General features: G+C 68.6%; 18 protein-coding genes. 4 read left to right on the forward strand and 14 right to left on the reverse strand.

The window, feature by feature from the left end; all coding sequences use genetic code 11:
• Positions 1-6 precede the first annotated feature (6 nt).
• From gcvP to VGU65_RS14280, 3 genes are all read left to right on the forward strand, one after another.
• Positions 7-2,895, forward strand: a complete 2,889-nt coding sequence (gene gcvP / locus VGU65_RS14270; RefSeq protein WP_327476798.1) for an aminomethyl-transferring glycine dehydrogenase — start codon at positions 7-9, stop codon at positions 2,893-2,895.
• A 231-nt stretch (positions 2,896-3,126) separates the two neighbouring features.
• The gene (locus VGU65_RS14275) at positions 3,127-4,659 is read left to right on the forward strand and encodes a ShlB/FhaC/HecB family hemolysin secretion/activation protein (RefSeq protein WP_327476800.1); all 1,533 of its coding nucleotides are present in this window, start codon (positions 3,127-3,129) and stop codon (positions 4,657-4,659) included.
• Positions 4,660-4,804: 145 nt separating this feature from the next.
• Positions 4,805-7,297: a beta strand repeat-containing protein gene (locus VGU65_RS14280; RefSeq protein WP_327476802.1), complete on the forward strand. Its 2,493-nt coding sequence runs from the start codon at positions 4,805-4,807 to the stop codon at positions 7,295-7,297.
• Here the strand turns inward: VGU65_RS14280 and VGU65_RS14285 are convergent.
• From VGU65_RS14285 to VGU65_RS14340, 12 genes are all read right to left on the reverse strand, one after another.
• Positions 7,294-8,031 carry a response regulator gene (locus VGU65_RS14285; RefSeq protein ID WP_327476804.1) on the reverse strand — a complete coding sequence of 246 codons (738 nt, stop codon included), beginning with the start codon at positions 8,029-8,031 and terminating at the stop codon, positions 7,294-7,296. The genes VGU65_RS14280 and VGU65_RS14285 overlap by 4 nt on opposite strands.
• Complete coding sequence (locus VGU65_RS14290) at positions 8,028-10,721, reverse strand: ATP-binding protein (protein WP_327477256.1); 2,694 nt, start codon at positions 10,719-10,721, stop codon at positions 8,028-8,030. Before VGU65_RS14290 ends, VGU65_RS14285 begins: the two co-directional genes overlap by 4 nt.
• Before the next feature lie 90 nt (positions 10,722-10,811).
• Positions 10,812-11,390, reverse strand: coding sequence for a potassium-transporting ATPase subunit KdpC (gene kdpC, locus VGU65_RS14295; protein ID WP_327476806.1), 579 nt, complete (start codon positions 11,388-11,390; stop codon positions 10,812-10,814).
• Between the two features lie 10 nt (positions 11,391-11,400).
• Positions 11,401-12,720, reverse strand: coding sequence for an outer membrane beta-barrel protein (locus VGU65_RS14300; RefSeq protein WP_327476808.1), 1,320 nt, complete (start codon positions 12,718-12,720; stop codon positions 11,401-11,403).
• Between the two features lie 208 nt (positions 12,721-12,928).
• On the reverse strand, positions 12,929-15,001 hold the full coding sequence (kdpB, locus tag VGU65_RS14305) for a potassium-transporting ATPase subunit KdpB (protein WP_327476810.1): 2,073 nt from the start codon (positions 14,999-15,001) through the stop codon (positions 12,929-12,931).
• Positions 15,002-15,004: 3 nt separating this feature from the next.
• Positions 15,005-16,786: a potassium-transporting ATPase subunit KdpA gene (gene kdpA / locus VGU65_RS14310; RefSeq protein WP_327476812.1), complete on the reverse strand. Its 1,782-nt coding sequence runs from the start codon at positions 16,784-16,786 to the stop codon at positions 15,005-15,007.
• Positions 16,783-16,875, reverse strand: a complete 93-nt coding sequence (kdpF, locus tag VGU65_RS14315) for a K(+)-transporting ATPase subunit F (RefSeq protein WP_327476814.1) — start codon at positions 16,873-16,875, stop codon at positions 16,783-16,785. The genes kdpA and kdpF overlap by 4 nt, the downstream gene beginning before the upstream one ends.
• Complete coding sequence (locus VGU65_RS14320; RefSeq protein ID WP_327476815.1) at positions 16,872-17,003, reverse strand: hypothetical protein; 132 nt, start codon at positions 17,001-17,003, stop codon at positions 16,872-16,874. Before VGU65_RS14320 ends, kdpF begins: the two co-directional genes overlap by 4 nt.
• 119 nt (positions 17,004-17,122) lie before the next feature.
• Entirely contained in the window at positions 17,123-19,000 is a 1,878-nt protein-coding gene (locus tag VGU65_RS14325; RefSeq protein ID WP_327476817.1) for a potassium transporter Kup, read from the reverse strand.
• A 225-nt stretch (positions 19,001-19,225) separates the two neighbouring features.
• Positions 19,226-21,298: a putative bifunctional diguanylate cyclase/phosphodiesterase gene (locus VGU65_RS14330; protein ID WP_327476819.1), complete on the reverse strand. Its 2,073-nt coding sequence runs from the start codon at positions 21,296-21,298 to the stop codon at positions 19,226-19,228.
• A gap of 103 nt (positions 21,299-21,401) precedes the next feature.
• Positions 21,402-22,277 carry an SDR family oxidoreductase gene (locus tag VGU65_RS14335; RefSeq protein WP_327477258.1) on the reverse strand — a complete coding sequence of 292 codons (876 nt, stop codon included), beginning with the start codon at positions 22,275-22,277 and terminating at the stop codon, positions 21,402-21,404.
• Between the two features lie 395 nt (positions 22,278-22,672).
• A complete protein-coding gene (locus VGU65_RS14340) occupies positions 22,673-23,254 on the reverse strand; it encodes a hypothetical protein (RefSeq protein ID WP_327476821.1) in 582 nt (193 codons plus the stop codon).
• On the opposite strand from VGU65_RS14340, the gene VGU65_RS14345 reads away from it, so the two are divergent.
• Positions 23,253-23,759 carry a cupin domain-containing protein gene (locus tag VGU65_RS14345; RefSeq protein WP_327476823.1) on the forward strand — a complete coding sequence of 169 codons (507 nt, stop codon included), beginning with the start codon at positions 23,253-23,255 and terminating at the stop codon, positions 23,757-23,759. The two genes, VGU65_RS14340 and VGU65_RS14345, sit on opposite strands and share 2 nt — an antisense overlap.
• 18 nt (positions 23,760-23,777) lie before the next feature.
• Here VGU65_RS14345 and VGU65_RS14350 read toward each other — a convergent pair whose 3' ends face one another.
• Together VGU65_RS14350 and VGU65_RS14355 are read right to left on the reverse strand one after the other, a co-directional pair.
• Entirely contained in the window at positions 23,778-24,596 is an 819-nt protein-coding gene (locus VGU65_RS14350; RefSeq protein WP_327477260.1) for an NAD(P)H-hydrate dehydratase, read from the reverse strand.
• Positions 24,597-24,643: 47 nt separating this feature from the next.
• Positions 24,644-25,417 (reverse strand): histidine phosphatase family protein, encoded by a 774-nt coding sequence (locus tag VGU65_RS14355; protein ID WP_327476825.1) that lies wholly within the window; start codon positions 25,415-25,417, stop codon positions 24,644-24,646.
• Positions 25,418-25,627 lie beyond the last annotated feature (210 nt).

Here is a 25,627-nt window from a genome sequence, read left to right on the forward strand (position 1 = left end):
CCCGTCATGAGCCAGACCAAGAACCCCTCGCTGCGCGACCTCGAACACCACGACGCCTTCATTGCGCGCCACATCGGCCCCAACGACGCCGAGATCGCGCAGATGCTGCGCACGATCGGCTACGACTCGCTGGAAGCGATGACCGACGCGATCGTGCCGGGCAAGATCAAGTCATCCAGCCCGCTCGACCTGCCGCCGGCGATGAGCGAGGTCGACGCGCTGGCCAAGATCCGCGCCATCGCCGACAAGAACCAGGTGTTCCGTAGCTTCATCGGCCAGGGCTACTACGGCACGCACACGCCCAACGTCATCCTGCGCAACATCCTGGAGAACCCAGCCTGGTACACGGCCTATACGCCTTACCAGGCGGAGATCTCGCAGGGCCGCATGGAGGCGCTGATCAACTTCCAGACCATGTGCGCCGACCTGACCGGCATGGAGATCGCCAACGCCTCGCTGCTTGACGAGGCTACCGCGGCGGCCGAGGCGATGACGCTGGCCAAGCGCTCGGGCAAGTCCAAGTCCAACGTGTTCTTCGTTTCCGAGCGCGTGCATCCGCAGACGCTGGAAGTGATCGGCACCCGCGCCGAGGCGATGGGCATCGAACTGCACGTGGGCAATGACCAGGATGCGGCCAGCGTCGACAGCTACGGCGTGCTGCTGCAGTACCCGGACACCCTCGGCCACATCGGCGACTACAAGGCACTTGCCGATGCGGTGCACGCGCGCGGCGGCATCGTCTGCGTGGCCACCGACCTGCTGGCGCTCACCCTGATCGCCGCGCCCGGCGACTGGGGCGCGGACATCGTGGTCGGCAACACCCAGCGCTTCGGCGTGCCCTACGGCTTCGGCGGCCCGCACGCTGCCTTCATGGCCTGTCGCGACGCCTACAAGCGCTCGATGCCCGGCCGCCTGATCGGCGTCTCCATCGACACCGAGGGCAAGAAGGCCTATCGCCTCACCCTGCAGACGCGCGAGCAGCACATCCGCCGCGAGAAGGCCACGTCCAACATCTGCACCGCACAGGTGCTGCTGGCGGTGATGGCGAGCATGTACGCCGTCTACCACGGTCCCGAAGGCCTGACCCGCATCGCCCGCCGCGTGCACCGCCTGGCCGCGATCCTGACCGACGCGCTGCGCCAGGCCGGGGTGAAGGTGGGCGACGGTTTCTTCGACACGCTGCACGTCACGGGCATCGACGCCAAGGCCGTCCTGGCCAAGGCCGAGGCGGCGCGCATCAACCTGCGCGGCGTCGACGAGGCGAGCGTCTGCATCAGCCTCGACGAGACCACCACCCGCGACGACGTCGTCGCACTGGCAGGCCTGTTCGGCGCGAAGGCCGACATCGACGCGCTCGACGCCTCCGTCCACGATGCGCTGCCCCGCGCGCTGCTGCGCCAGAGCGCCTTCCTCACCCATCCGGTGTTCAACAGCCACCACAGCGAGCACGAGCTGCTGCGCTACATGCGCGCGCTGGCGGACAAGGACCTGGCGATGGACCGCACGATGATCCCGCTGGGCTCGTGCACCATGAAGCTCAACGCCACCGCCGAGATGATCCCGGTGACCTGGCCCGAGTTCGGCCAGATCCATCCGCTGGCGCCGGCCTCGCAGACCCGGGGTTACAAGGAGTTGATCGACGGCCTGGAAGCCATGCTGGTGGAGTGCACCGGCTATGACGCGGTGAGCCTGCAGCCCAACTCCGGCGCGCAGGGCGAATACGCCGGCCTGCTCGCGATCCGCGCCTACCACCGCTCGCGCGGCGAAGGCCACCGCGACGTCTGCCTGATCCCCGAGTCGGCCCACGGCACTAACCCGGCCTCCGCGCAGATGTGCGGCATGCACGTGGTGGTGACCAAATGCGACGCCAACGGCAACGTGGACGTGGAGGACATCCGCCGCAACGCGGAGAAGTATTCCGGCCGCCTCGCCGCGCTGATGATCACCTACCCCTCCACCCACGGCGTGTTCGAGGAGGACGTGGTCGCCATCTGCGACATCGTCCACCAGCACGGCGGCCAGGTGTACACCGACGGCGCCAACATGAACGCGCTGGTCGGCGTGGCCAAGCCCGGCAAGTGGGGCTCGGACGTCTCCCACCTCAACCTGCACAAGACCTTCTGCATCCCGCACGGCGGCGGCGGCCCGGGCGTGGGCCCGTGCGCGGTGAAGTCGCACCTGGCACCCTTCCTGCCCGGCAAGCTGGGTACGGACAGCCCGGTCGGCATGGTGGCGGCCGCCAACTTCGGCAGCGCGAGCATCCTTCCGATCAGCTGGATGTACATCACGCTGATGGGCCGCGAAGGCCTGCGCCGCGCCACCCAGGTCGCGCTGCTCAACGCCAACTACATCGCCAGGCGCCTGGCCGATCACTACGAGACGCTCTACACCGGCCGCAACGGACTGGTGGCGCACGAGTGCATCCTGGACCTGCGCCCGCTCAAGGACGCGACCGGCATCAGCGCCGAGGACGTGGCCAAGCGCCTGATCGACTTCGGCTTCCATGCCCCGACGCTGAGCTTCCCGGTCGCCGGCACCCTGATGGTCGAGCCGACCGAGAGCGAGTCGAAGCAGGAGCTGGACCGCTTCATCGACGCGATGATCCAGATACGCGACGAGATCCGCGCGGTGGAAGACGGCCGCCTGGACCGTGAGGACAACCCGCTCAAGCATGCCCCGCACACCGCCACCCAGGTTTCGGCCAGCGAGTGGGGCCACGCCTACCCGCGCGAACTGGCCGCCTTCCCGCTGCCCAGTCTGAAGCTGCAGAAGTACTGGTCGCCGGTAGCCCGCGTGGACAACATCTACGGCGACAAGAACGTGTTCTGCAGCTGCGTGCCGATCAACGACTTCAAGGAAGAGATCGAGGCCTTCAGCGAACCGAACGTCTCCTGACCTACCGACCATCTGGACAGCAAGAGCCCCGCCGATGCGGGGCTCTTTCGTTTTGAAGCCCTCGCTGCGTTCACGCCGCGGCGACACGCCAAAGCCCTGCGTACGCAGCACAGCTGCGGCACGCGGCGCCGCGTCTCTACGCGTTTTGCACACATGCCGGCTGGCTAAATCCGCGCCTCGCCGGGTGTCATGGGCATTCCGGCCCCAACGAAACGGACCGCCGGAGCTTCCATGTTCGCGATGCCTGCCATTCCCGCCCACATTCCTGCGTCCGCCGGGCTTGCGGCACGCCAGGCTTCGCTGGTGCTGGAGAGCCACGGCTACCGTTACACCGTCGATGGCAACACCTTGCTCGGCGACGCCGAGATCCGTTCCGTACTGCTAAGTGCCGACACGCCGGAAGCTGCCGTCGCCGCGCTCAGGCGTGCGTATACGGGCAAGGGCTACTTTCTGGTGGCGGTGGTCGCCGGCGTGCAGGGGCACGAGGTGCGGATCGGAGTAACGCAGGGGCGACTCGCGCACGTGGAAGGGCCGCCGGAACTGGCGGCCTACTTCGATGGCCTGATCGGCCGCGACGCGCTGCGCACGCCGGAAGTGGTGCGTCGCGAGCTGCTGGCCCAGGCCGATGCCGCCACCGACGGCGAGCAACCGAAGATCAGCTTCGAGCCGGCCGCCGAGCACGGCGCGAGTACGCTGCGCATCGACACCACGCCGCTCAAGGACAGCCACACCGCCAGCGGCAGCGTGACGGTCGGCAACCTCGGCAACCGCTATGCGGGGCACGACCTGGCGCAGGTGCAAGGCCAACTGCAGGGCCACGGCTATATGCTGCAGGCCACCCACACCCGCGCCCTGACCGGCATCGACCAGGACAGCCGAGGCGCCTACTACGCGGCGACCGGCGCGATCCTCTCCAAGGTCACACCGGCCGGCTGGTTCCAGCTCGACGGCAGCACTACCCGCTACCGCCTGGGCGTCGCCTTCGCGCCGCTGGATCCAGGCGGCACGGTGAAGGTGTACGGCGCTGGCGCCACACAGCTGCTGTTCGCCGACGATACGCGCCGCTGGACGCTGGCCGAGGGCCTGCATCGCATTCGCGATCGCCAGACGGTATTCAACGGCGCCTACGCATTGCGAGACCAACGCTACGACGTGCTCGACCTGGGCACGCAGGGCTCCTGGCGCATGGGTGGCCTGGCCGGCCGCAATGCCACGATCAACCTTGGGGGCAGCCTGAAGTTCGGTGGCGTGGGCTCAGGCCGGGGCCTCGGCGGCGGTCCAGGCACCGCCGCCGAACACTTCACCATCTACACCGCCCGCGCGGGCATCGAGCAGGCGCTGGCGGGTGGCTACACCGTGCAGCTGGACCTCAGTGCGCAGACCACGCCCAAGACCCTGCCGTCCTACGAGCAATGGGTGCTCGGCGGCTGGAACGCGCTGTCCGCCTGGCTGCCCGGAACGCTGGTCGGCGATCGCGGCTACCAGGGCCGCCTGACCCTGCAGGCGCCGGCGTGGCGACTGGGCGTCCTGAAGCTGCAACCGGCCGTGTTCGCCGAACAGGGCGCCGCGCGCTATCACGTCGACGCCGGCCAGGGCTGGCAACGGCTCAGCGACGCCGGCGCCAGCATCGGGCTGGATCTGCCGGCCCTGGGCGCCCATGCCCTGCTCGCCTACGCCCATCCGCTGGACAGCTCGCGCGTGTCGCCCGAACAGCGCCGGCGGCAGCGGGCGCACGCCTTCTTCTATCTGCAACTGGGGATCTGACGGCACGGCACTTCACGCCGCCACGACAAAAGAATTGTGCGGCCACCCGAATTCGCGCCACTCACGAGTCCGCTACGAACGCATGCGTAGCCTGCCGCGCGCACCACCCACAACACCCACACAACTTCACTCGAGGGTTTCCTTCATGCACAGGATCAGTGGCTTTACTGTGGCCGCCATGGCCGCTGCGGTTTCGCTCGCCCTCGCCTCCTCGCCGGCCCGCGCTAATGTGAGCCAGGGCCAGCTGCCAGGACAAGGCACCATCGTCAGCGGCCACGTGTCGGCAGGAGCGGCCGGCGTCGGCACGCAAACCATCGTGATCGGCAACGCCAGCGACACGTCCGGCGCCAATGCCGTGATCAACTGGGGCTCGGGCGGCCCCATCAACCCGACGGGCCCCGCGGGCTTCAACCTGGGCCCGGGTTCGCAGCTGACCTTCAACGACGGCACCGGCGGCTATGGCGCCGCCGTGCTCAACATCGACAGCAGCGGCAATCCCTCGCAGATCTTCGGCCAGCTGATCGGCAATGGCACCAGCATCTTCGTGGCCAATTCCAACGGCATCATCGTCGGCGCCGGCGCGAAGATCTCCTCCACCGCGGGTGTGGGCCTGATCGGCAACACCACGCTGTCGGGCACCGGCAGCGATTTCGGTGGCACCGCCGGCTCGATCGCCTATACCGGCACGGGCGGCGACGTCACCGTGCTCAAGGGCGCCAGCATCAGCGGCACCAGCGTGCTGATCGCCGGCGGCGGCAACGTCAACGTGGACCTCAGCGCGTTCACCGGCGCCAGCGGCGGCACCAGCCTGAGCGCGGGCCTGGCCTCGTCCAACGCGGGCGCCGCCGGCGTGAACAACGCCAACGCGTCATTGACCACCAGCGGCGCCATGCCCTCCGGCCGCACCCTCGGCGGCTTCGACTCGGGCGGCTCCGCCCTGAACACCGGCACGCTGGTGCTGGGCAACTACAGCGTGGCCGGACTGTTCACCAACCAGGGCAAGCTGACCATCCCCACCACCAACGGCGCGATGTGGAACCAGGGCACGCTGACCAGCACGGTGTCCACGACCTTCACCTCGCTCACCAACGACGGCACCTTCAACACGCTCCACGGCATCACCGTGCAAGGCGGCGGCAACCTGGCCAACACCGGCACCATCACCGGCGCGCAACTGATCAATGTGATCGACGGCAGCGTCAACAACAGCGGCAAAATCAGCGGCGTGGTGGGCCTGAGCACCTCCTCCGACCGCAACTGGCAACCGGGTGCGTATTACTCGATCACCAACAGCGGCACCATCACCAGCTACGGCCAGCTGACCATCGACGCCAACCGCGCCAGCCACTACGGCGGCAGCGCCAATACCTCCACCGGCAGCCTGGTCAACACCGGCACGCTGCAGCTGGCGCAGGGCTCCAAGCTGCAGGTCAAGGGCTGGCAGGACGTCTACCTCGGCGGCACGGTGCAGACCGGCCATGGCAGCAGCGCGGCCGACCTCTCGCCCACCAACACCATCGGCCAGCTGGTGAGTTCCTCCGCCGGCTACAACGCCACCGACAACACGCCCACTTTCTGGACAAACGGCGTGCTCACGCTGGCCACGCCGCTGTACGTGACCGGCGCGATCGTGCACGGCCGCCAGGTGAAGGTCCTCAGCAACCTGATGAGCGTGGGCAGCAACGGTGGGCAGGCGGGCAACATCACCATCGCCGCCGGCAGCGAGATGGCCAACGACTACGCGGTGACCATCGGCGACGGCGCCACCGTCTCGGCGCACCTGGTCAGCATCAAGGGGCCGACCTACACCGTGCTGCCGACCGATGGCCGCGTAGTCGATCCCAACGTGCTGCTCAACGGCACGCTGTCCGCCGGCTGGATCTACCTGGGCGACTCGGGCCAGCCGCTCAGCAGCGTCTACAACGGGCCCAACGGCAACCTGTCCTTCACCGGCACCGATCCTCGGCTTACCGTCGCCTTCACCGGCACCGTCGGCGCGCTGCCCTCGGCCGGTACGGACTTCCGCCAGGCCTACCTGCCGGCGCGCTCGGTGCGTGCGCCACTGCGGCTCTCGCTCAAGCCGGTGACCTACAACAAGGCGGCCGGCTCGGTGAACCTGCTGGTGAACGGCAGCGTGCTGCTGGTGCCGCCGGGTTACACCCGGTCCCCGGCGATCTACGGCAACGGTTCGGCAAACGTGTCGAGCGGTCTTCCCAACACCCGTCTGGTGTTGCAGGCTTCCGGCAACATCGCCACCGGCACGGGCAACTTCTACTGGCCGGGCTACGTTTACCTGGGCACGGTGGGTACCAACGCCGGCGGAGCGGCTGCGGGGACGTTGGGCAGCGGCACCATCACGCTCGGCGGCAACTTCAGCAACGTGCTGCCGGGCAGCACGGGCAGCGACGGCGGCATCGAGTTCATCACCGCAAATCCGCTCAACCTGGGCAGCTACACCGTCACCACCAACGCCAACAGCCCGATCAGCTTCGGCACCAGCGCACTGAGCCAGCAGTACGCCAGCGGCGCGCTGGGCGCCGGGGCTTTCTTCGGCGGCCAGCAGAGCGGCAGCAAGGTGATCTATGCCGCGCTCGATCCGTCGATGTATCAGGCCGATACGCCTCCGGCGGCGAACTAGGCGCCCTGACCCGGGCGATGCAGGCCGTCACCGCGGCCGGCATCGCCCTCCAGGAAGCGGTAACCCACGCCCGGCTCGGTCTTCAGCCAGCGCGGCGCGGCCGGGTCGTCGCCCAGTTTCTGGCGCAGCTTGGCGACGACGATGCGCAGGTAGTGCGTGTCCTGCACGTGGGTCGCGCCCCAGATGTCGCGCAGTAACTGTTGCTGGCTCACCACGCGCCCGGAATAGCGCAGCAGCATCGACAGCACGGCGTACTCCTTGCGGGTCAGCGCGACCGGCTGGCCATCCAGGCTGACCTCGCGGCGCAGCAGATCCACTGCGAGGCGGCCGTCGTCATAGTGCGGCGCGCGCTCGGCGGAAGCCGTGACGCGGCCCCGCAACAGCGCACGCAGGCGCGCCATAAGCTCCTGGATGCCGAACGGCTTGGTCATGTAGTCGTTGGCGCCGGCATCGAGCGCGCGCACCTTCTCGTGCTCCGCCTCGCGCACGGAAAGCATCAGCACCGGCACCTGGCTCCACTGGCGCAGCTCGGCGAGCACCTCGTGGCCCTCGCGGTCGGGCAGGCCCAGGTCCAGGATCACCACGTCCGGCGAGTGCGTCGCCGCCAGCGCCAGGCCTTCGGCCGCGGTGGCCGCGAGCGATACCTGGTAGCCCTCGGCGCGCAGGCCGATGTCGAGGAAGCGGCGGATCTGTACCTCGTCATCGATCACCAGTACACGCGGCGCGTTGCTCATGGGTTGGTATCGGGTGCAGGTGGCAGCGGCAGGGAGACGCGGATGGTCGTGCCTGTGCCTTCGCCGGGCAAGGCTTCCACGCTGCCGCCGTGGGCACCGACCATGCCGCGGCAGATCGCCAGGCCGAGGCCAGTGCCCTGTGGCGCGCGATCGCCGCGCGCCACCGAGTAGAACATGTCGAAGATGCGGGCGCGTTCTTCCTCGGGAATGCCGGGTCCCTGGTCGGCCACGTCGATCAGCAGCTGTGCGCCCACGCGGCGCACGCTGACGCGGACCGGCGCGCCGGGCGGCGAGAACCGCGCAGCGTTCTCCAGGATGTTGAACAGGGCCTGCTCCACCAGCGCCGGATGTACGTACAGCAGCACGGTATCCTCTGGGCCGGCGATGTCCACCGTCACGCCTGGGAACAGCTTGCGCAGGCGCGCGACCGCCGCACCCACCACCTCGCCCGCATCGACCCAGTCGCGGTTGAGCTTGAGCGTGCCGTGGCCCAGGCGGGTCATGTCCAGCAGGTTCTGGATGTAGCGGTCCAGGCGCTGGCCCTCGGCCAGGATCGCCTCCAGCAGTTGGCGCCGCTCCTCGCGCGGCAGCTGTTCGTCATAGCTGGCCAGCGTACCGGCCGAACCGATCATGGAGGCCAGCGGCGAGCGCAGGTCATGGGATACGGACGAAAGCAGCGCGCTGCGCAGCCGTTCGGTCTCGCCCTGCACGCGGGCACCTTCCAGTGCATCGGCCAGCCGCGCGCGTTCGAGCGCGAAGCCGATGTCCTGCGCCATCGCCAGGGCCAGGCTGCGTTGGTCCGGGTCAGGCTCGCCCACGCCGTGGTCGAAGCGCAGTGCCGCCACGCCCAGCGGGTTGTCCTCGCCGCCCAGCGGCAAGGTCCAGCAGCTGGCTGCGTTGATGGTGTCGGTGTAGCGCCCGGCCGGCTGTGCGTGCCGATCGCTCCAGTCGGCGGCCGCCAGGTCCTGCGGGGACAACTCCAGGCCAGGCGGCGAGGACGCGGCCGGCTCCAGCTGCTGGGATGGGCCGCGGGCCAGGATGGCGGCGCGTACGCCCAGCGCCCGCGCCAGCGCCTGTGCACCCACCTGGCGCACGGCCTGCGCATCGGTGCTGGCGGAAAGCTGGTGCCCCAGGTCCAGCAGCGCCCTCGACCGCAGCTGTGCCGCGCGCAACGATTCCACCTGGCTTGCCAGCCGCGTCGCCAGCCGCCCGCACACCAGAGCGACGACGAGGAACAGCACGACGGCCAGCAGGTCGTCCGCATTCGCCACCGCCAGCGTATAGCGCGGCGAGGTGAAGAAGAAGTTGTAGCCGAGGAAGCACAGGATGGCCGTATAGATGGCCACCGCCATGCGTGTACGCACCGCCACTACCAGTACCGCCGTGAGGAAGATCAGCGACAGGTTTGCGACCGATAGGAAGCGGTCGCCCACGAAGGCCAGCGCGAAGGCCACCAGCGTCGCGAGCGTGGCGAACACGTACTGGCGGCGGCCGCCCCGCCAGCCGCCGGATGCCAGCCAGCGGCGGGCCCGCGCGCGCTCCATCGGCGTGGCGACGATGGCCAGTTCAAGATGCGCGCCCCGGCGCAGCAGTTGCTGGGTCAGGGAACGCCCGAGCATGCGCGCGAGCGGCCGCTCGCGCGTGCGGCCCAGGATGATCTGCCCGACGCCTTCGCGATCGGCGTGGGCCAGCAGTTCGTCGGCCACGGCGTAGCCGCGCAGCATGACGGCGTCGCCGCCCAGCCGGCGCGCCAGGCGCATGGCGGACTCCACGCGCTCGCGCCGCATCGCGTCGGCCGGGCCGCCGGTGTCGACGTAGGCGACGCTCCACGGCGCGCCGCGCCGCTCGGCGATGCGCCGGGCGACGCGCACCAGGTATTCGCTCTGCGCATGGCCGTCGATCGCCGCCAGCACGCGGCGTCGCACCGGCATGGTGCTGCCGCGCGCCAGCATTTGCTCGCGCAGGTCGCTTTCGACATGGCTGGCGACCGTTTCGACGGCCAATTCGCGCAGGGCCGCCAGATTGCCGGGGGAGAAGAACGCATCCAGCGCGGCCGCCGCGGTTTCGGGAACGTAGACCTTGCCCTGCCGCAGGCGGTCGATCAGTTCGCGAGGAGGCAGGTCGACCAGCATGATGTCGCGCGCTCGGTCCAGGAAGGCGTCGGGCACGGTCTCGCGCACGGTGATGCCGGTGATACGCCGCACCTGGTCGTTGAGGCTTTCCAGATGTTGCACGTTGAGCGCGGTGTAGACCTCGATGCCCGCATCGAGCAGTTCGGCGACGTCCTGCCAGCGTCGCCCATGGCGCCCGCCCGGGAGGTTCGTGTGCGCGAGCTCGTCCACCAGCATCACGGCGGGCTTGCGCTCGAGCGCGGCGTCCAGATCGAACTCGACGAACTCGCGCCCGCGATGGCGCACCGCCCGCGGAGGCAGTACTTCCAGCCCTTCCATCAGCGCCGCCGTTTCGGCGCGCCCATGCGTTTGCGCGAGGCCGACCACCACGTCGACGCCACGCCGCTTGAGCTCGCGCGCCGCCGAAAGCATGGCGTAGGTCTTGCCGACGCCAGGAGCGGCGCCGAGGAACACCTTGAGCCTGCGATGCGAGGCCTCCTGCGTGGTGCCAAGGAGCGCATCCGCGCGGGCATGCCGCGGGTCGACCGGCGATGGGACCGTCGGGGCTGGCGCACTCAGCGCAGGGGCAGTCGGAGCTGGCTCGACTGGAACTGGATCAATCGGACGTGGATCGGTCATGCTGCTGCCGCCGACAGGGGACGGCCTACGTTAGCGCGCCTGCAGGCCATCCAGTGCGAGATTGAGCTCCAGCACGTTCACGCGGCGCTCGCCGAAGATGCCCCATTGGCGGCCCGCAGTATGGGCCGCGACCAGAGCCTGCACCTGGCCCAGCGGCAGGCCGCGCGCCCTGGCCACGCGGGCGACCTGGTATTGCGCTGCCGCCGGGCTGATGTCCGGATCCAGACCGCTGGCAGAGGCGGTCACCAGGTCCACCGGTATCGGCGCGGCATTGCCCGGATCGGCCGCACGCAGCTGCGTGATGCGCTGCTTCACCGCCTGCCGTAGCGCCGGATTGGCCGGCCCAAGATTCGAGCCGCCGGAAGACGCACCGTTGTAGGGATTGGGCAGGGTCGCCGACGGGCGTCCCCAGAAATAGCCAGGCGCGGTGAACGCCTGCCCGAGCAGGGCCGAACCGATCGGCCTGCCGTCCTTGAGCACCAGGCTGCCGTTGGCCTGGGCGGGAAAGAGCAGCTGCGCCATACCGGTCACCAGCAGTGGATAGATCACGCCGGTGACGAACGTCATCACCAGCAGCATGGCCAGCGCATTGCGGAATATTCTGCCCATGACCGTGCCCTCAGAAGTGCAGGATGGCATCCACCAGCGCGACAAGCTGGTAGTTCTTCTTGCCGCCGTCGTAGGCATTCACGTCGTAGGAGCGCTCGTAGCGCAGCTCCGGGCGGATCTCGAAATCCGGTGAAACCCAGTGCGTGAGCCCCAGCGTATGGCTGCTGTATCGCGTCGCGTAGCCTGTACGCTGGCCTTTGGTGTCGTCGTAGAACTCGTTTCGGAACGACAACATGTTGCCGGAGTCCATTTCGACGTTGAGGTAATTGACCACGCCATACTCGGCCGCCTTGCCCGGATAAGGCGAGGACCCCGGCACACCGGGCTCGCCGCCGGGACCGAATCCGGCGATGTTGCGGCCATACATGTAGTAAGCCTCGGTCTGCGTGTGCACATGGGCACTGAAGCGGTGTCCCCAGGTCACCACGTACATCTGCACGTTGTTGTAGTTGTAATCGAAGGTGTTCCAGCTGTTGACGCACGGATAAAGCATGTCGTCACCGCTTGCCGATACCCAGCGCACGCAAGCCTGCAGCGTGGGGCGTGCCGAACGGTTCCAAGGCGCGGTGTCGTTGCCTGCATTGATGCCCAGTTGGAGCGTCCATTGCCGGCCCAGCCGCGTAGTGGTCAGGATGCCGGTCTGGGTATATGGATCGACCGTGTACAGGATCGAATGCGTGACCAGGTAATTCTGGGGCGAGAACTGCGCCTCGATGTCCGGCAATGACAGGTAGCGTCCCATGCGGATCACCATGCCCTGCGCGACCGCCGGCAGGTACAGATCGACGTAGAACAGCATCGGGTCGATACCGTAGACCTTGCCCGGCAATGGCTGGTTCGCGTCGGGATGGTCCAGCAGCTGGCCGCTGAAGACGCCCTTGGTGACGGTGTAGTGGTAGTCGTAGCCGTATAGCGTGGAAAGGTTGAAGCCCCAATCCACGTGGTCTTGCTGCACGGTGTCTTCGACGCGCGTGATGTTGAACACCAGCTGGTCGAACTCCGCGCGATTGGGGCGCGTCGCATAGGCCAACGGATAGTTGCTGAAGCTCGACGAGCTCAGGTTGACCGAAGGATTGATCCAGCCGTTGATTTCGATGCGCCTGCGCTGCATCCAGGAACCGAGCCTGGTGCACGACAGCGCTTTCTGCAGCGGAAATTGGCCATACGCCACCGGCACGCCGACGGGCGCGGCCACGCCGCCGAGTTGCCACTCGCCGTCGGGAAAAGGCGGCGAATCGAGCGGGGAAACCATCGCCCGGCGCGGCGCTTCGGCCGCGTTCGGATCGGCGGGGCGCGCGTCTTCGCGGTAGGCCGTCTCCAGGCGCGTCAAGAATCCCTGCGAGCACCCATTGTTCCCGGCAGGCGCCGGTGCGCTGGCCTGCAGGCTCGAACCCGACGGCCCGGTCGATGCCATGGCCGCGCCCGGCCACGCCAGCGCGAACAGGAGCACAACCGGAAGACTGTTCCTTTGCATCATGGGTCGCTCCCGAGATAGCTATCGGCTCGACCACGGCCCTCGCCGCGGCATCGCAACCGGATCATGCAAGGCCGCCGAGAACCAGCAGCAGGTCGATGAGCTTGATGCCGACGAAGGGCGCGATCACGCCGCCCAGCCCGTAGATCAGCAGGTTCCGCCGCAATAGCGCGCCGGCGCCCAGCGCGCGGTACTTCACGCCCTTCAGCGCCAGCGGGATCAGGGCGACGATGATCAGCGCGTTGAAGATCACTGCCGAGAGAACAGCGCTTTGCGGCGTGGCCAGGCGCATCAGATTGAGCGCGTCCAGCGCGGGGTACGTGGTGGCGAACGCGGCCGGGATGATCGCGAAGTACTTGGCGATGTCGTTGGCGATCGAGAACGTAGTCAGCGCGCCGCGCGTGATCAGCATCTGCTTGCCGATCTCCACCACTTCGATCAGCTTGGTCGGATTGGAATCCAGGTCGACCATGTTGCCGGCCTCCTTCGCCGCCTGGGTGCCGGTGTTCATGGCCACCGCGACGTCCGCCTGTGCCAGCGCCGGCGCGTCGTTGGTGCCGTCGCCGCACATCGCGACCAGGCGGTTCTCCGCCTGGATCTGGCGGATCAGCTTCAGCTTCGCCTCCGGCGTGGCCTCGGCCAGGAAGTCGTCCACGCCGGCCTCGGCGGCGATGGCCGCCGCGGTGAGCGGGTTGTCGCCGGTGATCATGACGGTCTTGATGCCCATCCTGCGCAACTGGGCGAAGCGCTCCTTGATGCCGCCCTTGACGATGTCCTTCAGCTCGATGACACCCAGGCTGGCCGCGCCATCCACCACCACCAGCGGCGTGGCGCCCCGGCGGGCCACCTCTTCCGCCGCGCGCCTGACCGGCGGCGGCAACTGGCTGCCTTGGGCCTGCAGATGGTGTTCGAGCGCATCCACCGCACCCTTGCGGATCTGCCGGCCGCCGGTGTCCACGCCGCTCATCCGGGTCTGTGCGGTGAACGGCTCGAACTGCGCCTGCAACGCTTCCAGCGAGTGTTCGCGCAAGCCGAAGCGTTCCTTGGCCAGTACCACGATGCTGCGACCTTCAGGCGTCTCGTCGGCAAGCGAGGCCAGCTGCGCCGCCTCGGCCAGCGCGCGTTCGTCCACGCCGGGTGCCGGGTGGAACGCGACTGCCTGCCGGTTGCCAAGGGTGATCGTGCCGGTCTTGTCCAGCAGCAGCACGTCCACGTCCCCGGCAGCCTCCACCGCGCGGCCGGAAGTGGCGATCACGTTGGCGCGGATCATCCGGTCCATGCCGGCGATGCCGATCGCCGAGAGCAGCGCGCCGATGGTGGTGGGAATCAGGCACACCAGCAGCGCCACCAGCACTGTCAGCGTGATCGGCCGGCCCGCGCCGGAGACATGCACGCTATACATCGAGTACGGCAGCAGGGTGGCGCAGGCGAGCAGGAAGATCAGCGTGAACTTGGCCAGCAGGATGGTCAGCGCGATCTCGTTGGGCGTCTTGCGCCGCGAGGCGCCCTCGACCATCGCGATCATGCGGTCCATGAAGCTCTCGCCCGGGTTGCGGGTGATGCGCACCACCAGCCAGTCCGACAGCACCCGCGTGCCGCCGGTGACCGCGTTGCGGTCGCCGCCCGACTCGCGGATCACCGGCGCCGACTCGCCGGTAATGGCACTCTCGTCCACGCTGGCCGCTCCTACGACCACCTCCCCGTCGCCCGGAACGATCTCGCCCGCCTCGATCAGCACATGGTGGCCCGTGCGCAACTCGTTCGACGGCACGTAGGTGACGAAGGCCGTGCGCTCCGGTGCCGAGAGCTTCCGCGCGACTACGTCGCGGCGCGAGCTGCGCAAGGCCTGCGCCTGCGCCTTGCCGCGTCCTTCGGCCAGCGCCTCGGCGAAGTTGGCGAACAGCAGGGTGAACCACAACCACAGACCGATCCAGAAGATGAAGGCGGTAGGCGCCTCGCCGTGGCCGGCCAGTGCCTGGCCCCAAAGCAAGGTGGTCAGCACGCAGCACACGTAGACCACCAGCATCACCGGGTTTCGCAGCTGCAGCCGCGGCGAAAGCTTGCGAAGCGCATCGGCGGCAGCCTTCAGGATCATCCCGCGGTCGAAGCTGCGCACGGCAGATGTCTGCGACGTCATGGCTCAGGGTCCCCTGGAGGTCATCAGGCCGGATGTCGTCAGGCTCGACGTCATCAGGTATTCCGCGATCGGCCCCAGCGCCAGCGCGGGCAGGAAGGTCAGTGCGCCGACCACGATCACCACGCAGGCCAGCAGGCCGATGAACAGCGGCGTGTGGGTGGGCAAGGTGCCGGCCGAGGGTGGTACATGGCGCTTGGCGGCCAGCGAGCCTGCCATCGCCAGCATCGCGATGGCCAGCGGGAAGCGCGCAAGGAACATGCACACCGCCAGCAGCACGTTCCAGAACGGCGTGTCGGCGGACAACCCGGCGAAGGCGCTGCCGTTGTTGTTCGAGGCGGAGCTGAGCGCGTAGAGGATCTCGCTGAAACCATGCGGCCCAGGGTTGGCCACGCCGGCGACACCCGCCGGCGCCGCGACCGCGATCGCCGTGCCGACCACCGCCAACGCGCATGGCAGCAGTACGGCCAGGGCGGCCATCTTCATCTCGTAGGCCTGGATCTTCTTGCCCAGGTATTCGGGCGTGCGCCCGACCATCAGCCCGGCGATGAACACCGCCACCACGGCAAAGGCGAGCATGCCGTACAGGCCGCTGCCGACGCCGCCGAAAACCACCTCGCCAAGCTGCATGAGCCACATCGGCACCAGCCCGCCCAGTGCGGTGAAGGAGTCGTGCATGGCGTTGACCGCCCCGCACGAGGCTGCCGTGGTGACGGTAGCGAACAACCCTGACGAGGCGATGCCAAACCGCGCCTCCTTGCCTTCCATGTTGCCGCCCGCCTGCAGCGCCGAGGCCTGCGCGTCCACCGCCAGACCGTGCAACGCCGGGTTGCCCGCCTGCTCGGCGGCGATCGTCGCAAGCGCGAGCGGCACGAAGATCAGCAGCATCGTGGCGAGAATCGCCCAGCCCTGGCGCCGGTCTCCCACCTGCTGGCCGAACATCAGGCACAGCCCGCCGGGAAGCAGGAAGATCGCCAGCACCTCGATGAAGTTGGATAGCGGCGTCGGGTTCTCGAACGGATGCGCCGAGCTGGCATTGAAGAAACCCCCGCCATTGGTGCCCAGCTGCTTGATGGCGACCTGGGAGGCGGCCGGACCCATCGGCAGCACCTGAATCGGATCTGCCGACCGGGACTCGACATGTTCGGTCGCCTGCACTTGCGGCACCGTGGCATACGACCTGAAGTTCTGGACCACGCCTTGGGAAACCAGCACCAGTGCGATCACCAGCGCGAACGGCGCCAGCACGTAAAGCGTGCCGCGCGTCAGATCGACCCAGAAGTTGCCTACGCCCTGTGCGCTGCCGCGGCTGAAGCCGCGCACGACGGCGACCAGTACGGCGATGCCGGTGGCCGCCGAAAGAAAGTTCTGCACGGCCAGGCCGAGCATCTGGCTCAGATAGCTCATCGTCGACTCGCCGGCGTAGGCCTGCCAGTCGGTATTGGTGACGAAACTCACCGCGGTGTTCATCGCCAGGTCCGGCGGCACCGCACCGAAGTGCCCCGGGTTCAGCGGCAGCCGCGCTTGCAGCCGCTCCAGCGCATATAGCCACAACACGCCCAGCACATTGAACAGCAGCATGGCCGACGCGTAGCGTACCCAGCCCATGTCCTCGCCGGGGTGGATGCCACACAGGCGGTAGACGGCGCGTTCGACCGGTCCGCCGAAGCGGGTGACGCGGTTGGGCTGGTCCGCGAACACGCACGCCAGATAGCTGCCGACCGGCCGGACCAGCAGCAGCAACACGCCCACGAAGAGCGCCACCTGGAGCACGTCGTTGGTGGTCATTCGAACCACTCCGGCTTGAGCAGGGCCACGCACAGGTAGCCGGCAAGCGCCACCACCACGACCAGGGCCAGGGCATGGATGAGGCTCATGGCACGCACTTTTCGTCGGCAACGCCAGGGCGGGGATCGCGCTGGCGGCCGAGCCGGTCGCACAACCGCAGGAAGCCCGCGGTGATCAGCGCCAGCAAGAGCGCCAGCAACAGATAGACGATGTCCACGCTCGCCTCCGGATTCGCACGGAGCGCACTCTAGGAATCGGCCCATAAAAAAGGGGCAAGGAATTCCCCCGCCGCCGTATAGAGCTCGTAAAAATTGCCGCGCGCGTGGAAAGCGGCGCCTAGATTTCCACCTGCGCGCCGAGCTCGATCAGTCGGTTGCCGGGGATGCGGAAGAACGCGGTGGCCGGCAGCGTGTTGCGCGCCATGAAGGCGAACAGCTTGTCGCGCCAGGACGCCATGCCGGGCCGCTGCGCGGCGACGATGGTTTCGCGCGAGATGAAGAAGGTCGTGTCCATCATGTCGAACGAAGGGCCGCCGCGGCCGGCGCAATACGCCATGGCGCGGGGCACGTCCGGATCCTCGGCGAAACCGAAGCGGAACAGCAGCCGCCCGAAGCCGCCGTCCAGGGCGTGCCACTCGAAACGCTCCTCGGCATCGGCCACCGGCGTTTCCAGCGTCTCGACCGTCAGCAGCACGTTGCGCTCGTGCAGCACCTTGTTGTGCTTGAGGTTGTGCAGCAGTGCATGCGGCACCGCACCGGGGTTTGCGGTGAGGAACACCGCCGTACCCTGCACGCGCACGGGCGGGTAATCGACCATGCTGCGGATGAACGGCGCGAGCGCCAGGCCGCCGTGCTTGAGTTCCAGCACCACCAGCTCGCGGCCGCGCCGCCAGGTGGTCATGGCCACGAAGATACTCAGCCCCAGGACCAGCGGAAACCAGCCGCCTGATTCGATCTTGATGACGTTGGCGCTGAAGAAGCCCAGGTCCACGGTCAGCAAGCCCAGCCCCGTGGCCAGCACGGCGGGCAGGCTCCAGTGCCACTGGTAGCGGGCCACGATCAGCGCCAGCAAGGTGGTGATCACCATCGTGCCGGTCACCGCGATGCCATAGGCGGAGGCCAGGTTGTTGGACGAGCGGAAGCCGAGCACCGCCGCCAGGATCAAAATCAGCAGGACGCGGTTGATCCATGGCACGAAGATCTGCCCGGACATCTCGCGCGAGGTGTGCACCACCCGCATGCGCGGCACGTAGCCCAGCTGCATGGCTTCGCGCGTCATCGAAAAGGCCCCGGAGATCACCGCCTGCGAGGCGATGACGGTGGCCGCACAGGCCAGTGCGATAATCGGATAGAGCAGCAGCCGCGGCACCAGCAGGTAGAACGGGTTGGCCACGGCGGCCGGATCGCGCAGCACCAGTGCGCCCTGGCCAAAATAGTTGAGCACCAGCGCCGGCAGCACGAAATTGAACCAGGCCAGCTGGATCGGCCGCTTGCCGAAATGGCCCATGTCCGCATACAGCGCCTCGGTGCCGGTGACCGCCAGCACCACGGCGCCCAGCGCGAAGAACGCCTGCGCGTGGTTGTGCAGGAAGAAGCCGATCCCGTAGGTCGGGCTGAGCGCCACCAGCACCGCCGGGTAGCGCACGATCCCGTGGATGCCCAGCGCGGCGATGACGATGAACCACAGCCCGCACACCGGCCCGAACAGCGCGCCGATGCGGTCGGTGCCGCGCTTCTGCAGCCAGAACAGCGCAAGGATCACCACCACGGTGATAGGCACCACCCAGTGCGCCAGGCGCGGTGCGGCCACTTCCAGGCCTTCCACCGCCGACAGTACCGAGATGGCCGGAGTGATCACGCCGTCGCCGTAGAACAGCGCCGCGCCGAAGATCGCCAGCAGCGCGATCACCAGGCGCAGGCGCGGGATCGAACGCACGCTGCGCTGGGCCAGCGCCATCAGCGCCATGATGCCGCCCTCGCCCTTGTTGTCCGCACGCATGATGAACAGTACGTACTTCACCGACACCACGATGATGAGCGACCAGAAGATCAGGCTCAACGCGCCCAGCACGTTCGCCGGGTCCGGCGCCACGCCATGCTCGCCGAAGACCTCCTTCAGCGTGTAGAGCGGACTGGTGCCGATGTCGCCGTAGACCACCCCCACGGCGCCCAGCGCAAGTGCCGCCAGCCGCGACTTTGAATCGGAAGTCGCCATGGCGGCTCAGCAGCGGCGGCGCAAGGCCGGCGGCGTGCCGGTCAGACGCGCGGCAGCGGAAGGACAAACCCGGGGATGGCTGTGCACGGGGGTGGGAGGCGTGGAAACGGAGACGCTCATTTTAGTTGCAGAGACAGCACGCGTGTCGATGCACCGCGGACGGCAGCGTAAATTCTGCGTAAAAAGTTCGTGCACGCCAGCTGGCGGTCGTTGGCTTCCCCACGGCTAGGCCGCCGCCCCGGCCAGGCACTGCCGCTCGAACTCCACCGCAGGCATCGGCCGCGCCAGCAAGTAGCCTTGCACCTGGTCGCAGCCGAGCTCGCGCAGCACGTGCGCCTGTCCGGCGGTTTCCACGCCCTCGGCCACCACTTCCATGCCCAGCGTGTGGGCCAGTTCGATGATCGCCGCGATGATCGCGCGCGGTTCGTGGCCGCCCTCGTCCAGCGCCTGCACGAAGAACTGGTCGATCTTCAGCTGGCGCACCTGGAACTTCTGCAGGTAGGCCAGGCTGGAATAGCCGGTGCCGAAATCGTCGATGGCGAACTCGAACCCATGCGCGCGGAAGTCGCGCAGGATCGCGGTGGTGCGCTCCGCGTCGCGCATGGCCATGCTTTCGGTCACCTCGAACATGATCTGCGAGGTGTTCAGGCCGGCTGCGCCGACGATGCCCGCGGCCACGTCCACCAAACCCGGCTGCTGGATCTGCAGCGGCGAGAGGTTGATGGCGATGCGCACGGTGGACAACCCCCGGTCGTGCCACTCGCGCAGCTGGCGGCAGGCCTCGCGGATCACCCATTCGCCCAGCCGTGCGATCTGCCCGCTGCGCTCGGCGACAGTGATGAACTCAAGCGGCGAGACCGTGCCCAGCTCGGGATGGCACCAGCGCAGCAGGGCCTCCGCGCCGACCAGCGCGCCGGTGTTGCCGCAATGCTTGGGCTGGAAGTGCAGCGACAGGCTGCCGTCCTCCACCGCCGTCTGCAGGCCGCGCTGAATCGTCAGCACGCGCACCGCCCGCTCGCGCATCGAAGCGTCGTAGCAACGGTAGCCGTTGCGGCCGCCGTCCTTGGCTTCGTACATCGCCGCGTCTGCGTGTGCGACCAGGTCCTCCACGCTTTCGCCGTCGCGCGGATAGAATGCCACGCCAATGCTTGGGGTCACCCGCAGCTCGGTCCCGCGCACGGCGAAGCTTTCCTCCATCAGTCCGATCAGTTGCCGGGCGATGCGCAGTGCCGAGTCCGGACCGCGCATGTGCTCGAGCACCGCCACGAATTCGTCACCGCTCATGCGGGCCAGGCTGTCCACGTGCAGCACGCCGGCCAGCCGTTCGGCCACCCCACGCAATAGTTCGTCGCCGAAGGAGTGGCCCAGCGTGTCGTTGATGGTCTTGAAGCCGTCCAGATCGATGTACAGCACCGCCAGGTGCCCGTGGCCGGCGCGCGCACGCGCCAGCGCACGCTCCATGCGTTCGGCCAGCAGATGCCGGTTGGGCAGGCCGGTCAACGGGTCATGCGTGGCCAGATGGTGCAACTGGTTGTTGAGTTGGTCCAGGGAGCCGGACAGGCGCTGAGTGCGCACGTACAGCCGCACCACCAGTTCGGACAGCGCAAGCGCCGCCCCCATCGACAGCACCGCGGCCAGGCTGACCACGCTGCCCAGCCAGAGCGCTCCTGGCGAGGTCTCTGCCGGCAGCACGGTGTCGCCGCCGTGCGACAACCGCGTGGAGAGTTCCAGCAACACGCAGATGAGCGCGCCCATCGCAACCGACAGCAACGCCCGCAGGCCCCACCGCCGCCGTCTCGCCCGCGAGCGGAACGCATGCATCAGGCGCAGGCCGCTGGCCACCCCGAAGGTGCACAGCAAGACCCACCACAGCCACACCTTCGGCTGGTAGCGGGTGCCACCGGCGACGTGCATCGCGCCTTCGCTGAACATGTGGATGAAGGCCACGCCGACACCCAGCGCCAACGAGCCGGCCAGCCAGCGCGCGTGTCCCAGCGACGGGCAATCGGCCACCCGCAGCAGGCCCAGACCCACCGCCAAGGCCGCCAGCCCCGAGGCGACGCTCAGCGCGGGATCGAACGCGCCCACTTCCTGCGGCAGCCACGCGAGCATGCCGACGAAGTGCACCGACCAAAGTCCCGCACCGATCATCCAGCCGCCGACGCCGTACCAGATCCAGCGATGCACGGGCAGGCGCGATGCCGCGATACGGCCGGTGGCGTCGATCGCCTGGTACGCGATCAGGCTCCCGATCAGCAGCGAGAGCAGTTCCAGACTGAGGTGGTAGCTGCCGACCATGAATTACCTGCAGCCGCCACCCGTGACAGCCATCCCCGGCGTTATCGGCCGCGGCTGGCCGTCCTTTAGGTGCTGTGGACGCATGGCAGAGGACGCGGGCCGCTCAGGGCTCGCCCCTGCCGCCGGACGCTCCGAACACCTGCCCGGTAACGTAACTGGCCTCGCTGGAGGCGAGGTCGACGTAGACGTGGGCGATTTCCGCCGGCTGCCCAGGTCGCTCCATCGGCGTGTTGGCGCCAAATTTCTTCACCTTGTCCTCGGTCTGCCCGCCGCTGATCTGCAGCGGCGTCCAGAACGGCCCGGGCGCCACCGCATTGACGCGGATGCCCTTGCTGATCACCTGCTTGGCCAGGCTCTTGGTGAAGGCCACGATCCCGGCCTTGGTGGTGGCGTAGTCGAGCAGGTTCTGGTCGGGGCTGTAGGCCTCCACCGAGGCGGTGTTGATGATCGCCGCGCCGGCCGGCATGTGCGCCAGCGCCGCCTTGGTGATCCAGAACATCGCGTAGAGGTTGGTCTTGAGCGTCCAGTCGAACAGCTCGGTCGTGAGCTCGTCGATCGAGTCGTGGCTCTGCTGGCGGCCGGCGTTGTTGACCAGCAGGTCCAGCCCGCCCAGGCCCGCGACCGCCTTGTCGACCAGCGAACGGCAGAAGCCCTCGTCGCGGATGTCGCCCGGCAGCGCCACAGCCTTGCGGCCGGCAGTGCGGATCAGCTCGATCACTTCGCGCGCGTCTTCTTCCTCGGCGGGTAGGTAGTTGATCGCCACGTCCGCACCCTCGCGCGCGAAGGCGATCGCCGCAGCGCGGCCGATGCCCGAATCGCCGCCGGTGACCAGCGCCTTGCGGCCGCTCAGCCGCCCGTGACCCTGGTAACTCTGCTCGCCGTGATCGGGCTTCGGGTGCATGCGCGCGGCCAGGCCCGGCCAGGGTTGCGGCTGCGCATCGAACGGCGGCTTCGGATAGCGCTTGGTCGGGTCGAACATGGGCGGCACGCCGCCCTTGGTCACCGCGGCGCCCACGGTCCTGGTCCAGGCCGGCGCCGCCAGCGTGGCGGCCAGGCCCACGGACGCGCCCTGCACCAGGCGGCGGCGCGAGGAAGAAAAATCGTCTTTTTGCATGACCGGCCCTCGCGCAAGCCGGGGCCAGCAGGCACACCGGCGACAAGTCGCGGGACTATGCGGTGGCGCGGGTGCACCTGGCGTGTGCGTGAGGACAAGGGGAACGCCACGGTTGCGACGCATTCCACCATGGCCGCACGCGGCTACGTCCGCGATGCGGCGGTCGTCCGTGAACCCTCGCAAGATGAAGAGGAGCCGTGGGAGAGGAACACCACCTCGCCCATCCCACGGCACGTGCGAGCCTCGACAGGACGGGGCGGTTAACGTCCGCCACTGGAGGGCGCGCCCGGCGGCGGGTCGAAACCACCGCCCTGCCCGTCCGCGCCGTGGCCCTTGGTCGAACCCACCCCGCTTTCGCGATGCTTGCGCTCCTCGATGTGCTGCGCGCGGTCCAGGCCGACACCGCCGGTCTGGTAGGTAGGGCCATTCTCGGGCAACGGCAGGATGGCATCCGGATCTTCCGGCTCGCCCAGCGCACCATGGCCACGCCGGTCACTGAAGCCATGGTGCGGCCGCATCTGGCCGGTGCCGCTGGCGCCGCCCGTGCCACCGGCCGGCTCGACCGTTTCGCGCTCCTCGCCCTCCAGCTTGACTTGCGATTGCTCGGCCCGCTTGCCGATGGCGTCCTGGAGGTTGGCGTTGGTTCGCCCGCGCGGATCGTCGATGCTGCCCATGGAAATCTCCCGTTCGGGTTGGTCGTGCACGATCCTGCCGCAGCGAAGGTCTGCGGCGCGTGCAGCGGCGATTCGGGGCGCGTTAGAGGCGCGAGCGATCAGCGCCTCGTACACATCGGGCGGCGCAAGCTTGGTCCGCGGTTTGCCCATGACGAAGCCCGACACCATGCGAGTACAAGCTTTCCTGCTCTCACCCCACGACTGGGTCCCCAACCATCCAAGGCTGCCCGTGCTGCTCTATCGCCAGGCGCTTGCCGGCGGGAGCGGGGAAGACGCCGCGGTGACTTTCGAGCTGCGCTTCCGTTCCAACGGCTGGCCGCCGCGATGGCGCGCCGGCGTCTACGATTTCCACCACTACCACTCCACGGCCCATGAAGTACTCGGCGTGGCGAGGGGAACGGCGCGCCTGATGCTGGGTGGGCCAGGCGGCCGCGAGGTCGAGGTCGAGGCGGGCGACGCGGCATTGCTTCCGGCGGGCACCGGCCATCGCAGCCTGGAGTCGAGCAACGACTTCCTGGTGGTGGGCGCCTATCCGCCCGGACAGGAATGGGACGTGTGCCGCGATGCGCCCGATGCGCAGATGCTCAAGCGCATCGACCAGTTGCCCTTCCCGCACAGCGATCCGGTGGCCGGCGAACAAGGTCCGCTGATCACGCGATGGAGCCCCCCCTAACCGGCGCGCGCCAAGGCACTACCCGCGGACGCGGTCGAGGATGCCGGGCACTCCATCGGCGATCTCGCGGGCGAGAAAGCCCAGCGAGCCGACCGATCCCTCCAGCAGGCGACCGGCCTGGGCGTGCGCGAACACGCCCCAGAGCGCCGCCTGCAGGGCATCGGCACCGCGCGCCGCCAGCCCGGCGATGAGGCCGGCCAGCACGTCGCCCGAACCGGAGGTACCCAGCCCGTGGCAACCGCCCGGGTGAACCCACAGGCGTCCGTCCGGCGCGGCGACGAAGGTGGTTGCCCCCTTGAGCACCAGCACGCTGCGAGTACGCCGCGCGAAGGCCAGCGCCAGGTCCTGCGGCTCGCGCTGCACGCGCGCCTTTTCCATGCCCGACAGCTTGGCCATCTCGCCCGCATGGGGCGTGAGCACGAAGGGGGCGCCGGGACCCGCGCGCAGGTCCGGGGCGAGCGCGCCGGCGTCGATCACCAGCGTGCACCGCGCGTGCCTGATGGCCCGCTGGACCAGCGTGGCGGTGGGCGGCAGCGGACGCATGCCCGATCCGATAAGTACCGCGTCCGTGCACTGCAGCGTCTGGTCCAGCGCGCTGCTGCCGCGCGCAATCTCGCCCTGCGCATCGGCAGGCAGGCCCAGCACCAGCGCCTCGGGCACCGCCAGGGCCAGGCCCGGCGCCACCGCCTGCACGGTGGCCAGCTGCAGCTTGCCGGCGCCGGCCCGCAAGGCCGCCACGCCGGCAAGCAGCAATGCGCCGGGCACCGTGGCGGATCCGCCGATGGCCAGCACACGGCCGCGTTGTTCCTTGCCGCCGTCGGGCGCGGGCAGCGGCATGCCGCGCAACAGCCGCGCGGTCAGGCGTTGCGGCGCGGGCGAGGCTTTCACCGCGCCCCCTTGGGCCGGTCCGACTCCAGCGTCACCGGCGAGCCGGCTTCGACCAGCGGCGCGACGAAGTTGGTGCGCTCCAGCAGCAGGCCGCAACCGTCGGGCGCCACGCAGTACTCGGTGATGCCGCAGTTCGGCACGTCGCCCTCGCGGTCGATCGCCAGGATGGTGCCCTCGTCCATGCGCTCGAGCAGGTAGCGGAAACAGTTCACGATGACCTGGTGGCCGACGATCACCACCCGCTCGCCCGAATGGTTGCGCTGCAGGTCGCCGAGCATGCTGCGCAGGCGCAGCACCACGTCGCACCAGCTCTCGCCGCCGGGTGGGCGGAAATAGAACTTGCCCACCAGCCGCCGCTGCTCGGCCAGCTCCGGAAACTTTTCGCGTATGCCGGCGCGCGTGTAACGGTCGAGCACGCCGAACTCCTTCTCGCGCAGGCGCTCGTCAACCAGCACGTCCTCGTCGGTACACCCCATCGCACTGGCCACCGCGTAGCTGGTCTGGCGCGCGCGCTTGTAGGGCGAGGCGAGGAACGTGGTGGGCCGGCTCTCCTCCGGCAATGCACGCATCCAGGCGCCGAGCGCCTGGGATTGCTCCAGACCCAGTGGCGAGAGCGGCACGTCGGCGTCGCGATGCTCCAGTTCGATCAACGACGCGCCGGAAGCTTCGGCGTTATCGCGCGCCAGGTTTCCCGCGCTCTCGCCGTGGCGGATGATCCACAAGCGTCGTGGCCAACCCACCTTGGCTTGCCTGATTACCGCTTTCGCCACAAAAGCTCTCCCGCTTCGCAAGAAACGAGCTTTCGCACGGCCGGCGTGAATGACCGGTCGACCAGGCCGGGGCGGCCGAAGCGGGCCTTGGGGGCCGACCTCCAACGCGCCCGCCTGAGCTTTTTGCTAGCGACTGCTAGACGGCGGCCTCACGGTCGTCGGGCCAACATCACCACCGGCGAAAGGCGACGCATCGCCGATCACTCGCCC

The sequence above is a fragment of the Frateuria sp. genome (assembly GCF_035943815.1).
Classification (GTDB): Bacteria; Pseudomonadota; Gammaproteobacteria; order Xanthomonadales; family Rhodanobacteraceae; genus Frateuria_A.